Origin of the sequence: Sorangium sp. So ce119 (genome assembly GCF_051524405.1) — a bacterium.
Taxonomy (GTDB): Bacteria; Myxococcota_A; Polyangia; order Polyangiales; family Polyangiaceae; genus Sorangium; species Sorangium cellulosum_G.
Genome location: NZ_CP150310.1, coordinates 4,854,019 through 4,873,828, shown reverse-complemented (window position 1 = coordinate 4,873,828; position 19,810 = coordinate 4,854,019). Strand labels below are relative to the sequence as shown.

13 protein-coding genes are annotated in these 19,810 nt (G+C 72.5%); 12 read left to right on the top strand and 1 reads right to left on the bottom strand.

The features are described from left to right. Positions 1–347 precede the first annotated feature (347 nt). From WME76_RS18325 to WME76_RS18270, 12 genes are all read left to right on the top strand, one after another. Complete coding sequence (locus WME76_RS18325) at positions 348–1,004, top strand: hypothetical protein (RefSeq protein WP_437961381.1); 657 nt, start codon at positions 348–350, stop codon at positions 1,002–1,004. Positions 1,005–1,060: 56 nt separating this feature from the next. Further along, the gene (locus WME76_RS18320; protein WP_437961380.1) at positions 1,061–1,354 is read left to right on the top strand and encodes a hypothetical protein; all 294 of its coding nucleotides are present in this window, start codon (positions 1,061–1,063) and stop codon (positions 1,352–1,354) included. 30 nt (positions 1,355–1,384) lie between these two features. Beyond that, positions 1,385–5,383: a serine/threonine-protein kinase gene (locus WME76_RS18315; protein WP_437961379.1), complete on the top strand. Its 3,999-nt coding sequence runs from the start codon at positions 1,385–1,387 to the stop codon at positions 5,381–5,383. A 188-nt stretch (positions 5,384–5,571) separates the two neighbouring features. Continuing rightward, positions 5,572–6,903, top strand: coding sequence for a hypothetical protein (locus tag WME76_RS18310; protein ID WP_437961378.1), 1,332 nt, complete (start codon positions 5,572–5,574; stop codon positions 6,901–6,903). A gap of 198 nt (positions 6,904–7,101) precedes the next feature. Continuing rightward, complete coding sequence (locus WME76_RS18305; RefSeq protein WP_437961377.1) at positions 7,102–10,938, top strand: hypothetical protein; 3,837 nt, start codon at positions 7,102–7,104, stop codon at positions 10,936–10,938. Between the two features lie 211 nt (positions 10,939–11,149). Beyond that, positions 11,150–11,701 (top strand): hypothetical protein, encoded by a 552-nt coding sequence (locus WME76_RS18300; RefSeq protein WP_437961376.1) that lies wholly within the window; start codon positions 11,150–11,152, stop codon positions 11,699–11,701. A gap of 56 nt (positions 11,702–11,757) precedes the next feature. Further along, a complete protein-coding gene (locus WME76_RS18295) occupies positions 11,758–12,465 on the top strand; it encodes a penicillin-insensitive murein endopeptidase (RefSeq protein ID WP_437961375.1) in 708 nt (235 codons plus the stop codon). Between the two features lie 127 nt (positions 12,466–12,592). Then, positions 12,593–12,880, top strand: coding sequence for a response regulator transcription factor (locus tag WME76_RS18290; RefSeq protein WP_437961374.1), 288 nt, complete (start codon positions 12,593–12,595; stop codon positions 12,878–12,880). Between the two features lie 86 nt (positions 12,881–12,966). Continuing rightward, on the top strand, positions 12,967–14,004 hold the full coding sequence (locus WME76_RS18285; RefSeq protein WP_437961373.1) for a response regulator transcription factor: 1,038 nt from the start codon (positions 12,967–12,969) through the stop codon (positions 14,002–14,004). Positions 14,005–14,021: 17 nt separating this feature from the next. Continuing rightward, on the top strand, positions 14,022–15,401 hold the full coding sequence (locus WME76_RS18280; RefSeq protein ID WP_437961372.1) for a serine/threonine-protein kinase: 1,380 nt from the start codon (positions 14,022–14,024) through the stop codon (positions 15,399–15,401). A 336-nt stretch (positions 15,402–15,737) separates the two neighbouring features. Continuing rightward, a complete protein-coding gene (locus WME76_RS18275) occupies positions 15,738–16,475 on the top strand; it encodes a hypothetical protein (RefSeq protein ID WP_437961371.1) in 738 nt (245 codons plus the stop codon). A gap of 44 nt (positions 16,476–16,519) precedes the next feature. Next, complete coding sequence (locus WME76_RS18270; RefSeq protein WP_437961370.1) at positions 16,520–18,139, top strand: hypothetical protein; 1,620 nt, start codon at positions 16,520–16,522, stop codon at positions 18,137–18,139. A 58-nt stretch (positions 18,140–18,197) separates the two neighbouring features. Here WME76_RS18270 and WME76_RS18265 read toward each other — a convergent pair whose 3' ends face one another. Further along, the gene (locus WME76_RS18265; protein ID WP_437961369.1) at positions 18,198–19,736 is read right to left on the bottom strand and encodes a hypothetical protein; all 1,539 of its coding nucleotides are present in this window, start codon (positions 19,734–19,736) and stop codon (positions 18,198–18,200) included. Positions 19,737–19,810 lie beyond the last annotated feature (74 nt).

Sequence of the window (19,810 nt, the reverse complement as noted above, 5' to 3'; positions counted from 1 at the left end):
ACGCGGCCGCGTCATCCGGCGCCGCCAGCGCCGCCTGGTCCTTGTAACACTCCTCGACTCACGCCTGGCCTCGTCCATGTCGGCGCTCGACGCCAACATCTCCGATCGAGGATCGGGTCGAGGAGGGCATCGATCCCGCGAACAACATCGTCGTGACCGACGACGCCGGTGTTGCGGGCCGCACCCGGCCGATGTGCCTGTATCCAGTACCCGGAGGCTGCGTGATGCAGCGACCCGAGAGGCCACCGGCAAGCCGTGTGCGGGAAATCCGCACGCACGGTTTGAAAGGGGATCTTGCCCTTCATCGCCAGGCTTCACGACCGGGCGGAAGAAAGTAGGATCTACCAATGCGCTCCTGGCACCTCCTCCTTGCGTTGAGTGTTTCAGCGGCCTGCGAATCCTCGAATCTCAGCGCCGAAACGACGAGCGGCGCGGGCGCGGCGGGCGGCTCCGACGGCGTGGGCGAGACGGGCGGCGCGGGCGCGGTGGGTTCCGGGGACGCGGGCCTGACGTCCAGCTCCAGCGGCGCGGGCGGCGCGGGCGGCGCGGGCGGCGCGTGTACGCCATGGAGCGATGCCGGCGATATGTGCGCGACGACGGTCGAGTGTGTGGCGCCCAGCGCCGCGTGTGCGTGCAGCGGCGGCGCCGTGGGTTGTCTCGACGCCGTGACCTTCCAGCCGCTCGAGCTCCGCGGCCCTACGGTGCCGCCGCCGGACGGCGCGTGCTGCGACACGGAGGGGATGACCTGCGGCGGGTACTCGGACTGCGGGCCGGTCTGTCATTGCCAGGGCGGCGCGTGGTCCTGCACGAGGCCGGCCGCGTGTCAGCCTCTCGTGTGCCCCACGGACACCGAGGCGCTGCTCATGCTGGACGGCACGGCGTGTCCGGAGCACGTCGGCCTCGAGTGCCCCGAGGAGCCCGGCTGCACCTCCGTGCGCTGCACGTGCGCGCTGAATCCGGAGACGGGAACTGCCTCGTGGCAATGCCTCATGATCCCCTGCTGAACGCCGCCGGCGGCTCGAGACCCGCGCGCGCAGACGAGATCCGCGCACACCCTCGCGTGGCCGCCGGCGTCGATCACGGCCACGTGATCCTCGCCGACCTCGACGCGCGGCTGCGACGGATCCAGCTCGAGCGGCTCCCCGCCTCGCCGCGAACGCAGGGCCACGCGTTCAACGTCCATGTGCAGAAGGACGGGAGCATCGTCGCGACCTGCTCCGGCCATCAGCCGGGCAACACCCCGACCGGTTTCTCTGGCGGGCTGTCTGGCCCGCGGTGGAGCCCCTCGCGCGGCCATGGCACGCTCGGTGGCTGCGCTGCGGCCTTCCTTCCGGCGGAGGGCGCGGAGGGCTAGACTCGGCGCCCGAGAGGCAACTCCCCGTCGATGCGCTGCTCGCTCTGTCATCGCCGGATCGTCGCCGCCGCGAGGTGCCCGCTCCACGGCGGCGCTGCGGCCACCGCCGAGGTGGTCGCGGCGCATGGCGCGCCGCGCGTGACGGGGTTCGATGGGCTCCGCCTCCTCGACGAGGGCGGCTTCGCCCGCGTGTTCGCGGCCTCGCGGCGCGAGGACGGCCTCGCGGTGGCGCTCAAGATCGCGCGCGACCGAGGCGATCCGCGCTTCTCGCGCGAGGCAGCCGCGCTCCGGCGGATCGGCCCGCCCGCGGTGCCGCGGCTGCTCGCCGAGGGCGAGGTCGAAGGAGGCTTTCCGTACCTCGTCCTCGAGCTGCTCGAGGGCGAGACGCTGGCGCGGTGGATGGCGGCGCTCCCCGGCGCGGGCGCGGCCGCGCCGGCCGACGCCGCGCGGCTCGTCGACGCGCTTGGCGCCGCCGTCGACCGGATCCATGCGGCCGGCGTCGTGCACCGGGATCTCAAGCCGGAGAACGTGATGGTCCGGCCGGCGGAGGCGCCGGCGTGGGAGGTCGCCCTCCTCGATCTCGGGCTCGCGCGGATGGAGGAGGAGAACGGCGCGACGGGGGAGGGGGGGCAGCCCACGCATACGGGGCTCCGGCTCGGCAGTGTGGTGTACATGGCTCCGGAGCAGTGCCTCGACGCGCGCGACGTCGACGCCCGTGCGGACCTGTATTCGCTCGGCGTCATCGCGTTCGAGCTGCTCACGGGACGTCCGCCCTTCGTGGGAGACGCGTCGGCGGTCGTTCACGCGCACGTCTCCCAGCGCCCGCCGCGGCCGTCGGAGCTCGCGCCCGTCCCGCGAGGCATCGACGAGGTCCTGCTGCGCGCCCTGGCCAAGGCGCGGGTGGAACGCTTCGGGTCGGCGCGCGCCTTCTCCGGGGCCCTCCGGGCGGCGCTCGCGGGCATCGTGGCCTCTCCGCCCGCGCGGAGGGTCGAACAGCGGCGCGATCCCGCCCCGCCGCAGCGCAGCCCCGTGGCGCTCCTCGCGGTCCGCTCCGCCGCGCCCATGGACCAGGTCGTCGGCATCGCCGCCTCCTTCGGCGGGCGGCTCGCCAGGGTGCAGGACGGGATCTACGTCATCGCCTTTCCCGGGGCGGCCCGCCCGCGCGCCCGCGCCGCCCTCGCGGCCGCCCGGCGGCTCGTGGCCGCGCCGGACCACGTGACCTCGGTCGCGGTGCACGTCGCCGAGCTTCAGGTGCGCGAGGGCGCGGCCGGGATGGTCTTCGCGGGCCCCGCGCTCGCCCGGCCCGCGACCTTCTGGCCCCCCGGCGCGGCGGCCCCGGTGGCCGTCACCGCGGAGGCGGCCGCCCTCCTCGACGAGGCCGCCGACGAAGGCGTCGGCGCGGGCTCGGCCCCGCCGGAGACCCCGGCGGCCGATATGCCGCTCCGGGGGCGCGACGAGCTCGTCGCCGAGCTCGTCGCGCAGGCGCGCGACGCGTGGCGCGACGGCGCGCCGCTCCTGCTCACCCTGCTCGGCGAGGTCGGCCACGGCAAGACGCGCGTCTGCGAGGCCGTCGCCGCGGCGCTCTCGGCCGAGCCGGACGCCCAGGCGATCGCCGTCGCCGCGAGGCCGCCCGACGTCGCCGAGCCGGCGGGGCTCGTCCGCGCGCTGCTCCGCGCCTCCCTCGCCCTCGCGCCCGGCGCGGGCGCGCCCGCGGTCCGCGAGGCGTGCGTCGCGCGGCTCGGCCCCGAGGTCGGCCTCGCCGCGTGGCCGGCGGTCGCCCACGCGCTCGACGCCCTCCCCGAGACCGAGCCCGCCGTCGCCGCGGTGCTCGCCGCGCCGGGAGCGCTCCGCCAGACGCTGGCGCGGGCCGCCGGCGAGGCGCTCCAGCGGCTCGCGCGGGAGCGCCCGCTCGCGCTGATCGTCGACGACGCGCACCAGGGCGATCAGGCCGGCCTCGACGCCCTCGAGATCGCGACCCTCTCGGGCGCCCGCGCGCCGCTCGCCGTCCTCGTGGCGGCGACCCCGGCGCTGTCCGCGATGCGGCCGAGCCACGGCGAGCGGGCCGCGCGCGCCCTCCAGCGGGCGCTCCCCCCGCTCGACCCGGGCGCCGCCCGCGCGCTGCTCCTCGACCGGCTGTACCCGGTCGAGTTCGTGCCGGAGCCGGTCGTCGCGGGTCTGCTCGACGCCGCGCAGGCGGTCCCGCTCTTCCTTGTCGAGCTCGCCGCCGCGCTCCGGCAGGCGGGCGCCATCCGGAAGGTCCGCGGCGGCCCGGGGTGGTACCTCGCCGGCGACGTGATCGCGCGCGGCGAGGCGGCGCCGATCATGAGCCGCCTCGCGCGGCGCGCGCTCGCCGGCCTGCCGCCGCCGCTCGCGGAGCTCGCGGAGGTGTGCGCTGTCGCGGGCGACGCGCTCGCGATCGACGAGCTCGGAGGCCTCGTCGACGCGGCGGCGGCCGAGGGCGCCGTCGCCGCGTGCCGGGACCTCGATCCGGGCGTCGGCCTGTCGCGGCTCGCCCGCCGCGGCCTGCTGCGCGCCGCGGACGGCGAGCGGCTCGCGTTCGCGCACCCGCTCCTCCGCGAGGCGATCGAGGCGGAGGTGCCCGCGGCGCTGCGGCGGCGGCTGCACGCGATCGTCCTCCGCCGCCTGCTCGCGGCGCCCGCGGAGCGCCCCGCCCGGCTCGCGCAGATCGCGCGCCACGCGGCGGCGGCCGGCGCGCACGCCGAGGCAGCGGCGGCCTGCTTCGAGCTCGCCGAGGACGCCCGCCGGCGCCACCTCTATGTCGACGCGGAGCGGCACTACACCGCCGCGCTCGCGGCGCTCGAGCCGGCGCTCGCAACGTCCGATCCCACGCGCGCGGAGGTCGAGCCCGCGCCCGCGGCGATTGCGCCGGCGCCAGCGCGCCCCGTGAGCCGGGCCGCCATGCTGGCCGGCCGGGGGAAGGTTCGCTACCGGATCCAGCGCTTCGACGACGCGGCCGGCGACCTCCGCGCCGCGCGGGCGCTCGCGGAGGCGGCCGCGGACGGCGCGATGGTCGCCGATCTGCTGCTCGAGGAGGCGACGATCCTCGACTGGTGCGACGACTTCGCCGGCTCCCGGGCGCTCATGGATCTGGCGCGGCCGCTCGTGGCGCGGCTCGGGGACGCCGGGCTCTCGGCGCGCTGCGCGATCGCGGTGGGGCGCGGGCACTACCGCTGCCAGCGCCTCGACGAGGCGATCGCGTGCCTCGCGCCGGCGGCCCGGCGCGCCGAGGCGCTCGGCGACCACGAGAGCCACGTGATCGCCCTGCTCATGCTCGGGCCCGCGCTCGTGTACACCGGTCGCCTCGACGAGGCGGAGGCCCGGTTCGAGGAAATCACGGCCCTGTGCGCCCGCGTGGGCGACCGGCTGCACCTCGGCGCCGCGCTCATGAACCGCCTCGGGCTGCGCATCCTGCGGGGCGATCGGGACGGCGCGGTGGGCGACATGCGGACGGCCGTCGCCCTGGCCCGCGAGCTCGGCAACGCGTATCTCGAGCGCGGACCGGCCCACAACCTGGCCGAGCTGCTCTACTGGGGTGGCGAGCTGGAGGAGGCGCTGCCGCTCGCGGTGCGCGCCTGGGAGCTCCAGATGCGGTTCTTCCAGGCGAGCCCCTTGCCGGACTATGCCCTGCTCGTCGCGCGGATCCACTGCGCGCGCGGCGCGCTCGACGACGGGCGGCGCCACCTCGACTGGGTGCGGCGCCATTGCGATCTCGGCGCCGCGCCGCCGGTCACGCGGGTCCTGGTGCGCCTCTGCGAGCGGCTCGTCGAGGGCGACGACGGGGAGGTCGCGCCGTGGGAAGCGCTCGTGGCCGAGACGCGGAGCGCCGCGCTCATCAGCGAGGAGATCGAGGTGCTGTGCTTCGCCGCGGCCGCCGCGCTCCGCGCCGACCGCCCCGAGGAAGCGCGCCGCTGGCTCGACCGGGCGACGACGCAGGCCGCCGGCTCCCGCTTCTGGGAAAGGAGGCTCGCCGATCTCGAGCAGCGCCTCGCCGGAGATCCGATGTCGTGAGCGCCGCGCGGGCTACGGCGGCGCGGGGCTGTCGCCGGCGCGGCGACAGCCGCTCGGCCCGCCGTGGCTTGCGCGGCGACACCCGCCGCTGCCGGCATTCAGGATCCGCGCGTCGCCGGCGCTCGACGGGTTGGCGCGCGATATGCTCTGGGTGGCGACGCTCCTGCTCCCTGTCGAAAGGCACGACCATGAACCGACGAATCGCTCGCCTCGGGGTCTCCTCGCTGTTTGTCGTCGCGCTCGCCGCCGGCGCCTCCGCCGCGCGCAGCGCGACGATCCCCATCTTGCACAAGCTGCCGCTCCAGGTGACGGCCAACCGCGTGAAGCGCGATGTGCTCGGCGCCAACATGCTCACGACGAACAAGGAGAGCCTGAGCGCGCTCATCACCTCGCCGCTCAACAAGGCGTCCTTCGAGAAGGGGCCGCTCCATCGCGCGCTGCTCGATCCGCGCGCCCGCGAGGTGATGGCGACCCTGGTGGAGTGCGCGCTGGGCGGCGATCAGCCGCCGGTCACGTGGTCGCCGACGAAGGAAGACCGGAGCGCCAGGGCAGCGCAGGACGAGGCGGCTCGCAAACCGATGTCTCCGCTGACCGATCCTCGGAAGGCCATGAAGGACGCCGACGCAGCCATCGTCGCCGACCCCGGCTCGTGGTCAGGCAGCCTGGGGCTCTGCCGCGACTGGGCCACGAACGCGCCCAGCGAGGCGTGCCAGGAGGTCGTCTCTGCCTGCCTGCTCGCCAGGAACAACGCAGAGGGGGTCTCCCTCGGCATCTCGCTCCGCGGCGATCCGGCGATCACGCCCGGCCCGGTAGATCCCGAGCGGGGAAAATTCCCGTGGCGGGAGGGCGCCTTCTTCGGCAACCTCTTCCTTCCGGGCGAGCTGGAGCCGTCTGCGGAGGTGAAGCTCCAGTCCGATGCAGGGCGCACCGTCGTGGACAGGCCGCCGCTCAAGGAAGATACGGTCGTCTACAAGCAGGCCTATGCCTGCGGCGGCTCGAACCGGGCCGTTCATCCGTTGAGCCTCGACGTCCCGCCGGACATCTACATGCAGACGCGCGTCTGCGGGCGTAATTCCCTCGGTGTGTTGCCGAGGGCGAGCCACAGCTCGAATCCGGGGTGCATCGCCGTTTACCAGGGCACGTGCGAGCCCTCGCCCGAGATGAACGTGGGCGGCCGGAGCGGCTCCACGACCGGCACGACGTCGCCGATCACCGCGAGCAGCACGACACCGCCTCTCGGTCCGTTCTCGATCCCGGTGTGGGCGAGCACGAAGTGCTCCACGACGGATGATACGTACCAGAGCTGCAAGGTCGGCTCCAGGACATGGTCCCACCCCCTCACCGTGTTCCTGAGCCGACGGGACGCCCTCGTGCAGTTCAGCGACGCCGCGCTCGAGCAAATCAAGAGCGGAATCGCCCGGCGCGGTCCCCCGCAGCAGTCGGGCGCGACGGTGCCCCGGCCTCCCGAGGCGCAGCGCCAGCGCACGGCGCCGCCGCCGCCGCCGCCCGCCAGGCGGTGAGTCGCTCGTCGGGCGCCGCGGCGCGCGCCGTGCGAGGAGGCTCGCGCCTCGCCTCCATCTGCGGCGAGCTCCCTCGGCTCGCCGAGCCGTCCGGCCGCGGGCCGGGGCGCGCACGATGAGGCCGGGGGAAATGACCATGGCGGAACGAGCCGGGCGCGATCTAACTAGGTGAGCGGCTGACCGACAAGCGCGCCGACCATGGCGCGCAGCGGATCAGGCGCGCGGCGACGAACGCCGAAAGGGCTCGCTCCCGATGGCCTCGCGGGGCGGCGTGCTGCGAGGTATCGGCGAGAAGCTCACCCAGGTCCACCGACGCATCGGACCACGAGGGAAATACACATGAACGAGCGTGGATACGCCGTCACAGGTAAGGTGATCGCGCGAGAGACGGGCGGGGGCGTGTCGAGCCTACCGGTCGTCTTGTTCGAGATCGATCGGCGCGACGCGGCGTGGGGGGCCTCTTTCGCCTGCCTGCAGCGCACCGCCGAGCACGGCATCTCCGACGTACCCGGTCGCAGGCTCGGCTCCGTGCTCACCGGCCCTGATGGCCGCTTCGCGCTGCAATTCCACGATCATGCGTGCGCTCCCTCGGCTCCGTGCCGGGGACCAGACTTGCTCGTCCTCGTGCTCGGTCAGGAAGGTCTGCAGGCAAGCAACCTACAGGGGAGCGTCCTCGCTGCGACGAAGATCCTCGGCGCCGCGAGGAAAGAGGCTGTCATCCTGCGCGTAGGCGTCGAGCAGCTCACGGCCGCGGGCGTTCACGGCGTCGCGCACGAGCGTCGCGCCGAGTCCGTCGATGCGGCTCTCGAGCACGCGCACGCGCTCCAGACCGCGGTGCGCCAGTCGACGGAACGGCATATCGCACGGGCGTACCATCGCGCCGTCGAGCCCAGGAAGACCGCGACCGCGGCGCTCGAGCGTTTTTCACTCTCCCGGTTCGCGCCCTCGACGCGCGCCGGATCGAGCTACGTCTCGCACCGCGCGTCGGTCGCGGAGAAGCTCGACCGGGCTGTTGAGCAGCGGATGAAGGACATCCCCGAGCGGCTTGATGCATCCATATCGCGGACGATGCGCATCAAGGTCGTCGACCCGGCGGCCCTCCGCAACTGGGGCATGCTGCCCGACCCGAACGGCGCCGTGACGGCCGACGTCCCCTTCGCGCGCGTCGTCGAGCTGCTCCGCCGCTTCGTGACGGGCGGCTCGATGGAGCGTTCTCGGTCGTGGCTCGAGATCGCGTGTGCCGAGCGAAAGGCCACGCGCGAGTTCGAAGCGGCTCTCACCCGATGTACGGCGGCGCCTTCACCGGATCCGGCACCATCGGTGGCCGGACCGGACGCAGCTCCGATCGACTCGTCGAGGATCGTGCGCGAGCATCTCGCGCGACAGCTCGCCCACGTGACGGCGCCCGAGGTCGAGCTCCAGTACGGCGTCCAGCAGGACAACAAGATCACCGCGACGATCGCGCGCCCGGCGCCGAGCGACGTGACGGCGTATCACGACTTTCACGAGCTCCAGATCGCCTTTGAGCATCTGTGGAGCGAAGCGTTCGACGACAAGATCCCACAGCTCTTCCGAGACGTGTACGCCGAGATGGTGAAGTTCTCTTCGAAGGCGTCGGGGGAGCTCACGCTGCCGCAGGTCGAGAGCGTCGACGACATGAAGCGCCTGTACCAGGAGTTCCGTTCCCTGCAGACGATGCTCCGCGAGAGCGACAAGGAGGCGCGGGTACCTCTCCCGGTCCCCGAGCGCGTGAAGGGGATGCTGCCAGAGCTCACCGAGACGGATTGGGGGGGCGTGGATCCATCGTCGCGCGCGAAGCTGATCGCGATGGCCGACGAGTATGCAGGTCTCGCCTACGAGGATCTCGCCGACCAGCTCGAAGCGGCGGCGACGCTGGGCGACAGCCGTCGCAACGACGCGAACAGGATGCGGGAGCTCCGCGACGAGGCGCGTCAGATCGTCTCGGCGAGCCACAACCACCGCGCGCCCCCGAGGAAGGATGGGCCGCCGCCGCGCGTGACCGCGAACCCTGACGGCCGCCCTCGCGCCGAGGGCGCCGATACGGGGAACAGCCGCCTCGACGAGCTGTTCCGGGAGCTCGATCAGCGGCTCGCCGAGCCGTATCGCTTCGACGTCTTCGCGCGCGACTCGGTGAACCTCGGCGTCATGCTGACGTACCGTCAGAAGTGGGTTCCCAGGGACTATCAAGTGGGCTCGCTGGTGTCCACGATCCCGCTCGCTCCCAAGGAGGTCCGTCGGTATTCGACCAAGCGTGTCGTCAAGAAGACCAGGTCCGAGCGGGAGCTCGAGGACCGCGAGCAGTCGAGCCGCACCGAGCGCAACAGCACCTCCCGAGCCGACGCGGAGATCGTGCGGCAGGCTCGCGAGAAGACCGCCTTCGAGACCACCGCGAAGGGCACGATCAACGTCGGCATCTTCGAAGGGAGCTTCGGCACCCGCTTCGGGGTCGACGCCGAGAAGGCGTCGTCCGACACCAAGAAGAACTTCCGCGAGGCCGTGCTGAAGGCAGCGGACGAGTTCCGGCGGAAGCACACGACCGAGGTGCAGACGTCGACCTCGGAGGAGGTCGAGGCGGTCACGTCGGGGGAGGTCTCGAACCCCAACGACGAGATCACCGTCACGTACCTGTTCTACGAGCTCCAGCGGCAGTACGAGATCAGCGAGCTGCTGCATCGACTGACACCGGTGGTGCTCGTGGCGAACGACGTGCCGAAGCCGGATGAAGTCGACGAAGATTGGCTCATCGCCCATCGCTGGATCCTGCAGCGCGTGCTGCTCGACGAGGCGCTGCGTCCAGCGCTGGAGTACCTCACGAGCAGCATCGCCGGAGACCAGCTCGCGCTCGAGGCGATGCGCGGCAGCGTCGAACGGCAGATCGCGCTCGTCGAGCAGGTGACGCGCCAGGTCGCGGCCAAGACGAAGCTCGCAGAAGGGGCGTTCGAGGAGCTACGCGCGCTCGTCCAGCAGGCGAGGTCGCCCGCCGACGCCGAGAAGATGCAGAACATCGCGATGGCGATGTTCCTCGGGCCGTTCGCGCTCGCCGCGGGCACGGGCGACGACGAGGCCGCGGAGAAGCGGGAGGAGATCGCCAAGATGGCGCTCGAGCGCGCAGACCAGGCCGCGTCGCAGATCTCCGCGCGGCTCACCCGGGAGGTCACCGCGCTTCAAGAGGCGGTCGACAAGTATGTAGAGGCGCTCCGGGGGCACTTCGATCACGCGCTTGCGATCTCCTCGCTTCGCATCCACGTGAAGCAGAACATCCTGTACTACATGCAGGCGATCTGGGACCATGAACCCACGGATCAACGATACTTCCGGCTCTACAACGTCAGTGTGCCGTGGATCGTCGCGGCGAGCGGGAATGGCCTCACGCTCAGCGCTACAGCGACTCCCTCGTCGAGCGGCGGCTACTGGCTCGACGCCTCGCTCCCGATCGCAAACGGCGCGAGCGGGACCGCGTACTATGAAAAGATCTACCGCAAGCTCTCTGAAGTCGCGGACCTCGACAACCTCCTCGGTTACAAGGGGAACTACATGATCTTCCCTGCGAAGGAGCCGAGCTATCTGCACCTCTACATGATGCAGGACTACATCGATCCAGAGTCCGGCGGTCTTCGTGACCCCGACGGGTTCTCGTCGCTGTCGAGCGACGAGATCCTCGAGCACCTGTGCTGCTTGCAGCAGCTCGATCCCGGCTTCGTCGAGCGGAACCGTGAGCGCCTGCTCGCCGAGCTGAAGCAGCGAAAGGCGAGCCACCGCCGCGAGAGCGAGCTCGTCGTGGTCCCGACCGATTCGCTGTACATCGAGGCGCTGCCTGGCGTCCATCCCGTGATGGAGCCGTTCAAGCGGGCGCACCGGGCGCTCGATGTGAAGAAGGTGCAGTCCGACGTGCGGCACGGCGAGATCGAGAACTTGAGGCTCGCCGCGCGTCTCCTCGCGGGCGAGTTCGAGGATCCGGACATTGAGAAGCGCATCGAGGTCCGCGGCGGAGCGAACGTCGGTGTCGACACCTGACGACGAGCAGAGGGCGGGGGCTGCGCCCGCCCCGCAGCGGGGCACGTCCGATCGTGGGACGGATGCTCGCCTCGCCGCGGGCGCCGGCATCAAGTCAGCCCCGAGGCGCCCGACCGCGGCGGGGCTCACCGAGCTGGGGCGGGATCCAGCGGCCGCTCATCGTGCATGGCGGAAGCTGCGCGACAGCGATCGCGAGAAGGTGTTGAAGACGATGGCGGAGGACTACGGACCTCTCTTCGCGTCGCGCTTCGTGGAGCTCGCCGGCGCAGGGTTCGTCCCACGCCAGCAGCGCGCGGCTGGATACGGCGACGCTGCACCTGGCATGTTGCGCGCGCGCGGATACGCGCACGCAGGGCATGTTTTCTGGGTGAATCCCCAGGGCCATTGGTACCAGCGAAGGTGGAAGCCGGAGCCGTCCACGAGGCCGGACGAGTCGACGTTTCGGCGCGAGCACCCCGATCTCGCGGCAGCGCGCGATGCCGTCGATCGCGCGGCAGCGTCGAAGGAGCGGATCGAGGACCTCATGGATTCTTACGAGCGGGTCGGTGCGAATGAACCGCGGCACCCCCTCCTCCTCACAGCTCGACGGGCAGCGAACGCGCTCGATGGCGAGATCGACGCAGCGAAGCGGGCGCTCAAACAGCGTCTCGACGACCAGACCGAGCGGGTGGTGCCGGGCGATCGCAAGCACATCCTGAGCGAGATCGATCGACTCGACAGGATCTGGTCGCAGGTGTCCAAGCGAGTTCTCGAGGGCGACTAACCCGCACCGGTTGGATCCCCGGTCCGTCGTGTCCACATCTGTCGGAGGCCGACATCATGCCTGCTCCTGCCACTTTCGCCGGGTACGCCGTCCGCGGCACGGACGGCGCCCGGTTGCGCGAGAACGACCGGGCGACATCCTACAAGGAGGAAGTACCCACCGAGCGCGCGATTGAACGATGGGCTCGTCAGCGAGGCTTCGCGCTCGACTGGAAGCCGTCCGAGCTCCCGCCGACCACCGCGACCACGACCGCGACCGCGAAGCCGAAGGATGTGCGCCCGAGCCGACCGCCTCGAGAGCGTCACCCGGAGGTGAATACACCCTTGCCGCGCAACGGGGTGGGCTACGGGACGTATCAGCGTGAGGCCAGACAGTTTGCGCGTCAGCAGGTGATCGATGCGATCGAGAAGGTGGGGCGCCTGTGGGCAGCGCGACATCCCGATGGCCCGAAATTCTTCGTCGGAGACATCAGTCAGAGCGGGGGAGGCGAATTCGGGCATCTGTCGCATCGAGAGGGCGTTGATGTGGACATTCGCTACGTACACGACGACAGGCCCGATGGTCGAGGCACGATCACCGACCGCACCTACAATCGCGCCAGGACTCAGGAGCTGATCGACATCATCCTGACGGAGAGCGGGCTTCGCGTGCGGTACATCTTCTCGGATGACACGCACCTGCGGGGTACCAGGATTGCTCGCGACAAGAAGGGGAAGCTGATCCGTCACCACGATCATTTCCATGTGAGGTTCGTGGTGCCGTGATGCGCAGGGCCAGATCGGCGGAACAGCGTACCGACGGCGGATCTCTTGACGCCTGCGTGGTCGGATGAGATCCTTTCGGGCGATGTGCGCGCGGGGGGCAAGGGACGGTGAGCGGCGCGACCGCGACGTGAAGGTGTCTCGCGCGATCGTCGGCGGGTGCAAGCTCGTGATCGTCAGCTTCCGGGTCACGGAGGCGCCGTCGCCCCTGGGCGGCCTCTCCGAGGCAGAGCGGGCGGTCGTGCGCCATGCCCTCGCGGGCGAGAGCAACGCGCAGATCGCCGCCCGGCGGGGGGTCTCGGCGCGCACGGTCGCCAACCAGCTCGCCTCCGCCTACCGCAAGCTCAAGGTCGGGTCGCGGGCCGAGCTCGCGGCGGTCGTTCACGGCGCCGACGCTCGAGCGCGCGCCGACGCTTGAGGCGGGCGGCCCGGTGCGGCAGGCTCCTTGCGAAGCGCGCCGAGGTCCGCCCGGGCCATCACGGCGCCCGACCGGAGGGGCCTTCCATGGATGCCATCGGGTGGGTGGAGCAAGCGTACCGCGTCGAGCTCTCAACGGCCGCGTGGCTCGACGCGCTCGCGCGGGGGGCCAAGGAGTACTTCGACGACGGCATGGGTACGCTCGCGATGTGCTACGACGCCTCGGACCCCGAACGGCCGCGCATGCTCGACGTCTGCAGCATCGACACGGCGCGCGACCAGCGGCAGGTGCTGCCCGCGATGTTCGCGGCCCACGGGCCCACGCTGGTGCACACCTCGCTGCGCTTCAGCGGCTGCACGTCGATGAGGCGCCGCTTTGTCGAGCTGTTCGGCGAGCGGGAAACCGCGGGGCACGTCGAACGGCTCTTCGAGTACTGCGGGGGCGCCCGGCCGGCCGACTTTCTGCAAGTGAGCGCGTTCGAGCCGGATGGCTCGGGGGTGATGTTCGGGGCGTTCCGCCGAACGTCTCGCCCGCCGCCCCGTCGCGAGCTGCGGCGCTGGCAGCGGCTCGTGGCGCACCTGCACTCGGCGGTCCGGCTGCGCCGCTCGCTCGGCGGGGCGGGCGCCATCGACGCGACAAGCGCGGAGGCCGTCGTCGAGGCGGGCGGCCGCGTACAGCACGCGACCGGGCCCGCGCGGCAGGCGCTCGGCTCGCTGCGGGAGGCCGCGTGGGCCATCGATCGCGCGCGCGGCCGCCGGTCCGACCCCGACGAGCGCCTCGATCTGTGGCCGGCGCTCGTCTCGGGCCGCTGGTCGCTGCTCGAGCACTTCGAGCGCGACGGCCGGCGCTATTTCGTTGCCGTCGAGAACGAGCCGGCGTGCCGCGACCCGCGCGCGCTCACCGAGCGCGAGCGGCAGGTGGTTCACTTCGCGGCGTTCGGGCACTCGGACAAGTGGATAGCCTATGCGCTTGGCCTCTCGGCCTCGCGCGTCGCGTCGCACCTCGCCTCGGCCCGGCGAAAGCTCGGCCTCCGCTCGCGCGTCGAGCTCGTGCGCTTTCTGCGCGAGCTCGGCGGCGCCGGGCCGCGAGGAGCCCCACGGGAGCCCCGTGGGGCTGCGGTGTGAGGGGGCTCCGTCACACCATGGCAGCGACCACGAGGCCTCACGACCCCACCGGCACCCTCGCCGACGAGGACCCGAGCGCCTCCGACGACCTCGCCCCCGGCACCCTCGCCGGCGATTTCCTCGTCGAGGAGGCGCGGAGCCACGGCGGCTTCGCGGTGGTCTACCTGGCCACGCAGCTCGCGACGGGGCGCCCCGTCGCGCTCAAGGTCCTCCGGCGGCGCCTCGCCGCAAGCTCGCGGATCCTCGAGCGATTTCAGCAGGAGGCCGCCGCCCTCCGGCGCCTCGCCCACCCGCACATCGTCGAGATCCTCGGCGCTGGCGACCTGCCCGACGGCAGGCCCTACATCGCGATGGAGTGGCTCGAGGGCCGCACGCTCCGGCAAGAGCTCCGCGCCCGCGGCGCGCTCTCGGTCGCGGAGGCGCTCGCCGTCGTCGAGGAGGTCGGCGGCGCGCTCTCCGCCGCGCACGCGCTCGGGATCGTCCACCGCGACGTCAAGGCGCAGAACATCATGGCGATCCCGCGGGGCGGGTGGTTCACGACGCGGCTCCTCGACTTCGGGATCGCCAAGCTGCTCGAGCCCGAGCGGCTCGGCCGCGCGCCGATCTTCACGCAGAGCAGCGTGCTCGGGACGCCGGGCAGCATGGCCCCCGAGCAGATCGCCGGACGCCCCGTGGACGCGCGGACCGACGTCTACGCGCTCGGCCTGCTCTTGTACGAGCTGCTCACCGGGCAGCCCGCGTTCCAGGCGGACAACCTGGTCGAGCTCGAGGAGCTCCAGCTCTTCGCCCCGCCGCCGCGGGCGGGCGACCTCGTGGCCGTGCCGCCGGCCGTGGACGCCGCGCTCGCGCGCTGCCTCCAGAAGTCGCCGGACGCGCGCTACCCGGGCGTGGACGCGCTCCTCGCCGACCTCCGCGCGGCGCCGCTCGCGGCGCGGGAGGAGGCTGCGGTGAGCGACGCCGCGGCGCTGCACGTGGGCGTGAGCCTCGACGCGGCGGACGAGCTCGACGCGGCGGCGTTCGACGACGCCGAGGCCGTCCTCGCGATGGCCCGGCGCGCCGCGGTCGACGCGGGGCTCGTCACGGTCGTCGACGGCGGCGGCGTGCTGGTCGGGGCGACGACGCTCCCCCGCGATCCGGAGGGGGGCCGCGCCGCCCGGGCCCGGCTCGTCCGCGCGGCGCGCGCGCTCGAGGCGACGATCGCCGCCCGGCCCTCGCCGAGCCCCGCGGTCCAGGTCGCCCTGGTGCTGCACGCCGCGCCCGCGCGGGTGCAGGGCGCGAGAGGACAGGAGCGGTTCCAGGGCGGAGAGCTGCTGCGGCTCGACGAGTGGACAGCGGGGTGTTCCCGGAGCGGCCTCGTGATCACGCCCGCGGCGCGCGCCGGGACCGACGAGCGATGAGCGCTGTCGCCCGCGCGTCGCAGCGCTGAGCGCTCGAGTCGCCTGACGGGCGACACGACCTCGCGGCGGCGCCGACTCGGCCTCTCGCAACAGGTCTGAACGCCGCGGCGATGCGCGGCTGAGGCGGCTGGCACGCGCGGTGCTCAGCGTCCGACACGGCTGGCGCGCGCTGGTGAGATCCGGAGCCACGGAGTCGTCCGCTCCGCTCCCCGGCGCCGCGCGAGGCCGCAACCCGTCGCGTCGCGCACGCGACGACAACCCCGAGGTCGAGAGCTGCTCATGAAACACCGATCGAACATGGGACTGGCGTGCTCCGGGACGACCGGAGCGCGCTGGATGACCGCCCTTCTCGTGCCCTCGCTCGCGCTGCTGCTCGGCGCGTGCACGACGGACGCGCCCCCCGAGCCGGAGGACGCGGGCGCGCGCCCCGTCGCCACCGCGCGCACCGCCGAGGAAGCGCGCGCCCTCGCCGCGGCGAACCCCGTCGAGGTCGAGGAGGAGCACGCCCGCGGGCCGGCGCACGCGCTGCGGCCCGCGCGGTCCGGCGCGCTCTTCGACTCGGCCACACGGGCGTTCGAGTGGGGCTGGTCCGTCGCCCTGGTCGAGGTCCGCGAGGCCGCCCCGGAGCAGGCGCGGCGCGTGAACGGGGCCGGTCGCTTCGCCGCCGGCGCGGCGATCGAGGAGTCGAGCGCCGAGGTCGCGCTCGTCGAGGGCGTGACCGGCGCAGGGGGCGCCGCGCTGCCGGCCCGCTTCCGGGCGATCCTCCGGGCGCGGACCTCCGAGATCGACGCCGAGGGCCGGGTGGCGAACGTCGTCGAGGGGCAGCGCGACGGCCGCCCCGCGCTGAGGCCCGCGAAGGGGGACAAGGTCCTCCTGTTCGTCGTGCCCGACAGGGAGCGGCCCGGCGCGTACCGCAGCATCGGCGCCTTCGGCGTCGACCGCGAAGGGCGCGTCGTCGATCCGGTCCTCGGGCTGAGCGCCGCGAGCCCCGTCACCGCGGTGCTCGCCGAGGCCGCGCGCGGCCGCGACGAGGTCGACGCCCGCCGCGCGCGCGCCGCCGCGGGCGAGGAGTGATCGCGCCGCCCGCCGACAACAACCCTGTCCTCTGGAGCACCGCCATGTCGAGACGAATCGGTACGTTGATCTTCGGCCTCGTGACCCTCTCCGCGGGCTCCGCCCGCGCCGGGACGTTCATCGTTCATTACCAGACCGCCAATCAGCCCTCGTTCGCGGGGCGCACGCAATCGCAGACGACGCAGGATTACATCAACGCGATGATGGCCTCGTTCCGCGAGGTCGAGCTCCGCTCGCAGGGCGCGGCCAACTTCCAGCTCGCGGGGATCGACGAGGCCAACCCGCCCTGCGGCGGCGGCCACATCCGGGTCCGCTGGGATGCCGTCAACGCGGGCGGCAACTGCGCCTTCACGCAGCCGACCACGGGAACGCTCTGCAACGACATCTCGTTCGACGCGACCGGGCTCGTGCCGCTCAACCCGCGCTGGACGCCGGACGCCTCGTCGCGCTGCACGAGCTTCCAGGCGGTCATGACGCACGAGCTCGGGCACATGATGCTCCAGAACTTCGGGCTCCACTCGGCGAACTCGGTCGTCTCGAACCCGCCGAGCCCGGACCTGCTCTCCCGCCACTTCTGGAACTCGGACATGTCGCCCTCGTTCACGTTCGCGCGGCACTGGTACGGCTTCCGGATGGAGAGATACACGCCGTCCACGGGCGCCTCGACGCTCGTGAAGGACTGGACCTCCTCGCCGACCTTCCCCGGGGCGTCGATCGCGCCGGGCGACCTCGCGACCCAGCCGTATAGCTGGGCCTGGGGCGACAACTCGGGGCTCTTCTTCCGCAAGGGGGACGGCGCGTCCACCGCCGGCGCCGCGCGGGATTTCACGTGGAACTCCGGCGTCTCTCGCGAGTTCGCCGCCTACCACGGCGTCTGCCTCGCCTCGGACATGAATGGCAATTACCTGCTCGCGTGGCCGAGCATCAACGAGGTACCGGCCTTCTACACCGACGCCACGAAGACGGCGATCGACCCGATGAGCGGGGCCCGCGCGGTCCAGTTCATGGTGTCGAGCGATCGCGGCCAGAGCTGGAGCTCGCCGGCGGCCATCCCGTTCGCGTTCACGCGGACGAGCGTCGGCTGCTCGTTCGATCCGGCGGCGGGGCGCTTCGTGGTCGCCTACTCGGGCTCGGGCGAGGAGGGCCTCTGGACGACGAGCCGCCCGAGCGCGGGGGGCGGCGGCTGGTCCTTCCCGGCCCGGCTCACCACGCCCGGCGTGGTCGTGAGCACCCCGGACCCGCCCTCGGTCGCCTTCGACGCGATGGGCTCGAGTGGGCCTGGGTGGGTGAGCTGGTACGACAACCTGTCAGGGTCGACGATGGGCCGTATCATCTTCGACGCCGCGGGCAATCGCTACGTGTTCAACGGCCAGCCGTTCGTGTCGCCGACGCTGTCGGGCGACGACGGGATGCTGCACTCGCGCCATGCGGTCGCGGTGGTCGACGGGCGACCCCACGACATGTACACGTTGAACCTCTCGCCTGGCTCGACCCAGCTCCACGTCCGCGCGCGCAACATGGATGCGGCGCGCGTCGAGAGCTCGAGCAGCGAGGTGGCGCCGCCCGCGAACCTGGCGCGCTACGCCGGCGCGGCGCGGCGTGCGACCGCTGGATCGTCGGAGGTGATGCTCATCAGCCCGTTCATGATCAACCCGAGCCTGTGACGAGGCTGCGGGCGGCGCGGGCGCGGGCTCGAGAGGGGGCGCGCGCCGCGCGGGCGCGCTACTCGCAGGGCAGGATGCGCAGCACCTTGATCCTGGTCCTCGTGCTGCCGGGCGCGACGAATGCCACGCTCCCGTCGGGGAACGCGACGAGGTCCTGATAGCGGTTGCCGAGCACGTCGACCTTCAGCGGCTCGCCTTCGGCCGCGCCCGTCGCGCGGTCGCGGGTCTGCACGTACAGCACGCGCCCCGGGTCGTTGCGGGCGATGTCGCCCGCGGCCGTGGTGCTCTCCCAGGCGGCGATCATGCGGGATTCGCCGTAGGCTGCCAGGTGAGGCGCGCGGTGGTTCAGGCCCGCGTCGCTGGCGATCGTGATGTCCTGATCTGCAGCGCCGTCCGTGAAGTGGAGCAGCCGCACCTCCGCGAGCCCGTTCGAGCCCGCCGGCTGGCCCGGCCGGATGTTGCTGGCCGTGAGCCAGGTGCCGCCGCCGACGGCGGTCACGAGGTTTCCCAGGTTCGAGTACGCGAGATCGACCGGATAGATGGTCGTGTAGCTGGGCGCGAGCGCGATGCGGTTGTTGTTGTCGGTCTTGCACACCGTCACGAACTTGCCCGCGCGCTCGTCCCAGAGGATGCGCTCGTAGCCGCTGTGGCTGCAGCCCCAGTCGAAGCCATCGCTCTGAAGCGCCCCGTTCGCGTCGACGACCTTCATGCGATCGCCCTGGTGGATGTTGATACACCCCCCTTGCGAGACGCTGATCGCGGCGCCGAAGTAGCCCGCGTAGCGCGAGCCGTCGAAGGCGATGCGGCCGTGGTGAGCGTACCACCAGATCATATACACGCTGGGCCCCGTGGGGCCGGTCGAGTAGGGCGGCAGCGCGGCGCTCGAGCTGGTGAGCTTGGTCGCCCAGGTCTCGCTCGTGCCGTCGAAGCGAACCATGTACATGTCGTGACAGGGGATCGGGGGGGACGGCGGCGTGCCGCAGAGGTTCGCCGGCGCGCCGCAATTCAATGTTCCGCCGCCCTCTGCGTCGCGGGTCAGCAGCAGGACCCCGCCGTTGTCGTCGGCGTGCAGATCGGAGAAGCCGTTTGCCGGCAGGCCGATCGGGAGGCCCACGACCTGATCGCCGCGGTCGAGCTGGATCACGTGGACCTGGTCGTCGTCGCTCATCCAGGCGAGGCGCGAGCCGCGGGACGGCAGCGGCGAGATGACGAGCGGCATCAGCGCGGCCTCGTCCTCGTTGTTGCTCACGGGAATGCCGACGTCGATCTCGGTGATGCGGATACGGTCTCGGGTGATGCCGCACGCGCCTGGGCCAGGATCGCCGCCCGCGCCGCCGCCGCTGCTGGCGCTCTCCCCGCCGGCGGTGCCGCTGCTGGCGATTCCCCCGCCGGCGGTGCCGCTGCTGACGCTGCTCGTCCCCCCGCTGGTGCCGCTGCTGGCGCTCCCCCCGCCGGCGGTGCCGCTGCTGGTGCTCGTCCCCCCGCCGGTGCCGCTGCTCGCGCTGGCCCCGCCGGCGCCGCCGCTGGCTGTCGAGCCCGACTCTCCGACGCAGGCGGCGGGCCAGGTGGCAAGAACCAGAGACGAGACGACTCGCATGTACCGTATCGACATCTCATCAAGCTACAGCTCGGATACCTCGCATCACAAGCGTTTCATGAAGAGCAGAAATG

Excerpts from the sequence above, each read along its gene's own strand:
- WME76_RS18325 (WP_437961381.1), top strand. The coding sequence starts at position 348 with ATGCGCTCCTGGCACCTCCTCCTTGCGTTGAGTGTTTCAGCGGCCTGC.
- WME76_RS18315 (WP_437961379.1), top strand. The coding sequence starts at position 1,385 with ATGCGCTGCTCGCTCTGTCATCGCCGGATCGTCGCCGCCGCGAGGTGC.
- WME76_RS18310 (WP_437961378.1), top strand. The coding sequence starts at position 5,572 with ATGAACCGACGAATCGCTCGCCTCGGGGTCTCCTCGCTGTTTGTCGTC.
- WME76_RS18305 (WP_437961377.1), top strand. The coding sequence starts at position 7,102 with ATGGCGCGCAGCGGATCAGGCGCGCGGCGACGAACGCCGAAAGGGCTC.
- WME76_RS18300 (WP_437961376.1), top strand. The coding sequence starts at position 11,150 with ATGGCGGAGGACTACGGACCTCTCTTCGCGTCGCGCTTCGTGGAGCTC.
- WME76_RS18295 (WP_437961375.1), top strand. The coding sequence starts at position 11,758 with ATGCCTGCTCCTGCCACTTTCGCCGGGTACGCCGTCCGCGGCACGGAC.
- WME76_RS18285 (WP_437961373.1), top strand. The coding sequence starts at position 12,967 with ATGGATGCCATCGGGTGGGTGGAGCAAGCGTACCGCGTCGAGCTCTCA.
- WME76_RS18280 (WP_437961372.1), top strand. The coding sequence starts at position 14,022 with ATGGCAGCGACCACGAGGCCTCACGACCCCACCGGCACCCTCGCCGAC.
- WME76_RS18275 (WP_437961371.1), top strand. The coding sequence starts at position 15,738 with ATGACCGCCCTTCTCGTGCCCTCGCTCGCGCTGCTGCTCGGCGCGTGC.
- WME76_RS18270 (WP_437961370.1), top strand. The coding sequence starts at position 16,520 with ATGTCGAGACGAATCGGTACGTTGATCTTCGGCCTCGTGACCCTCTCC.
- WME76_RS18265 (WP_437961369.1), bottom strand. The coding sequence starts at position 19,736 with ATGCGAGTCGTCTCGTCTCTGGTTCTTGCCACCTGGCCCGCCGCCTGC.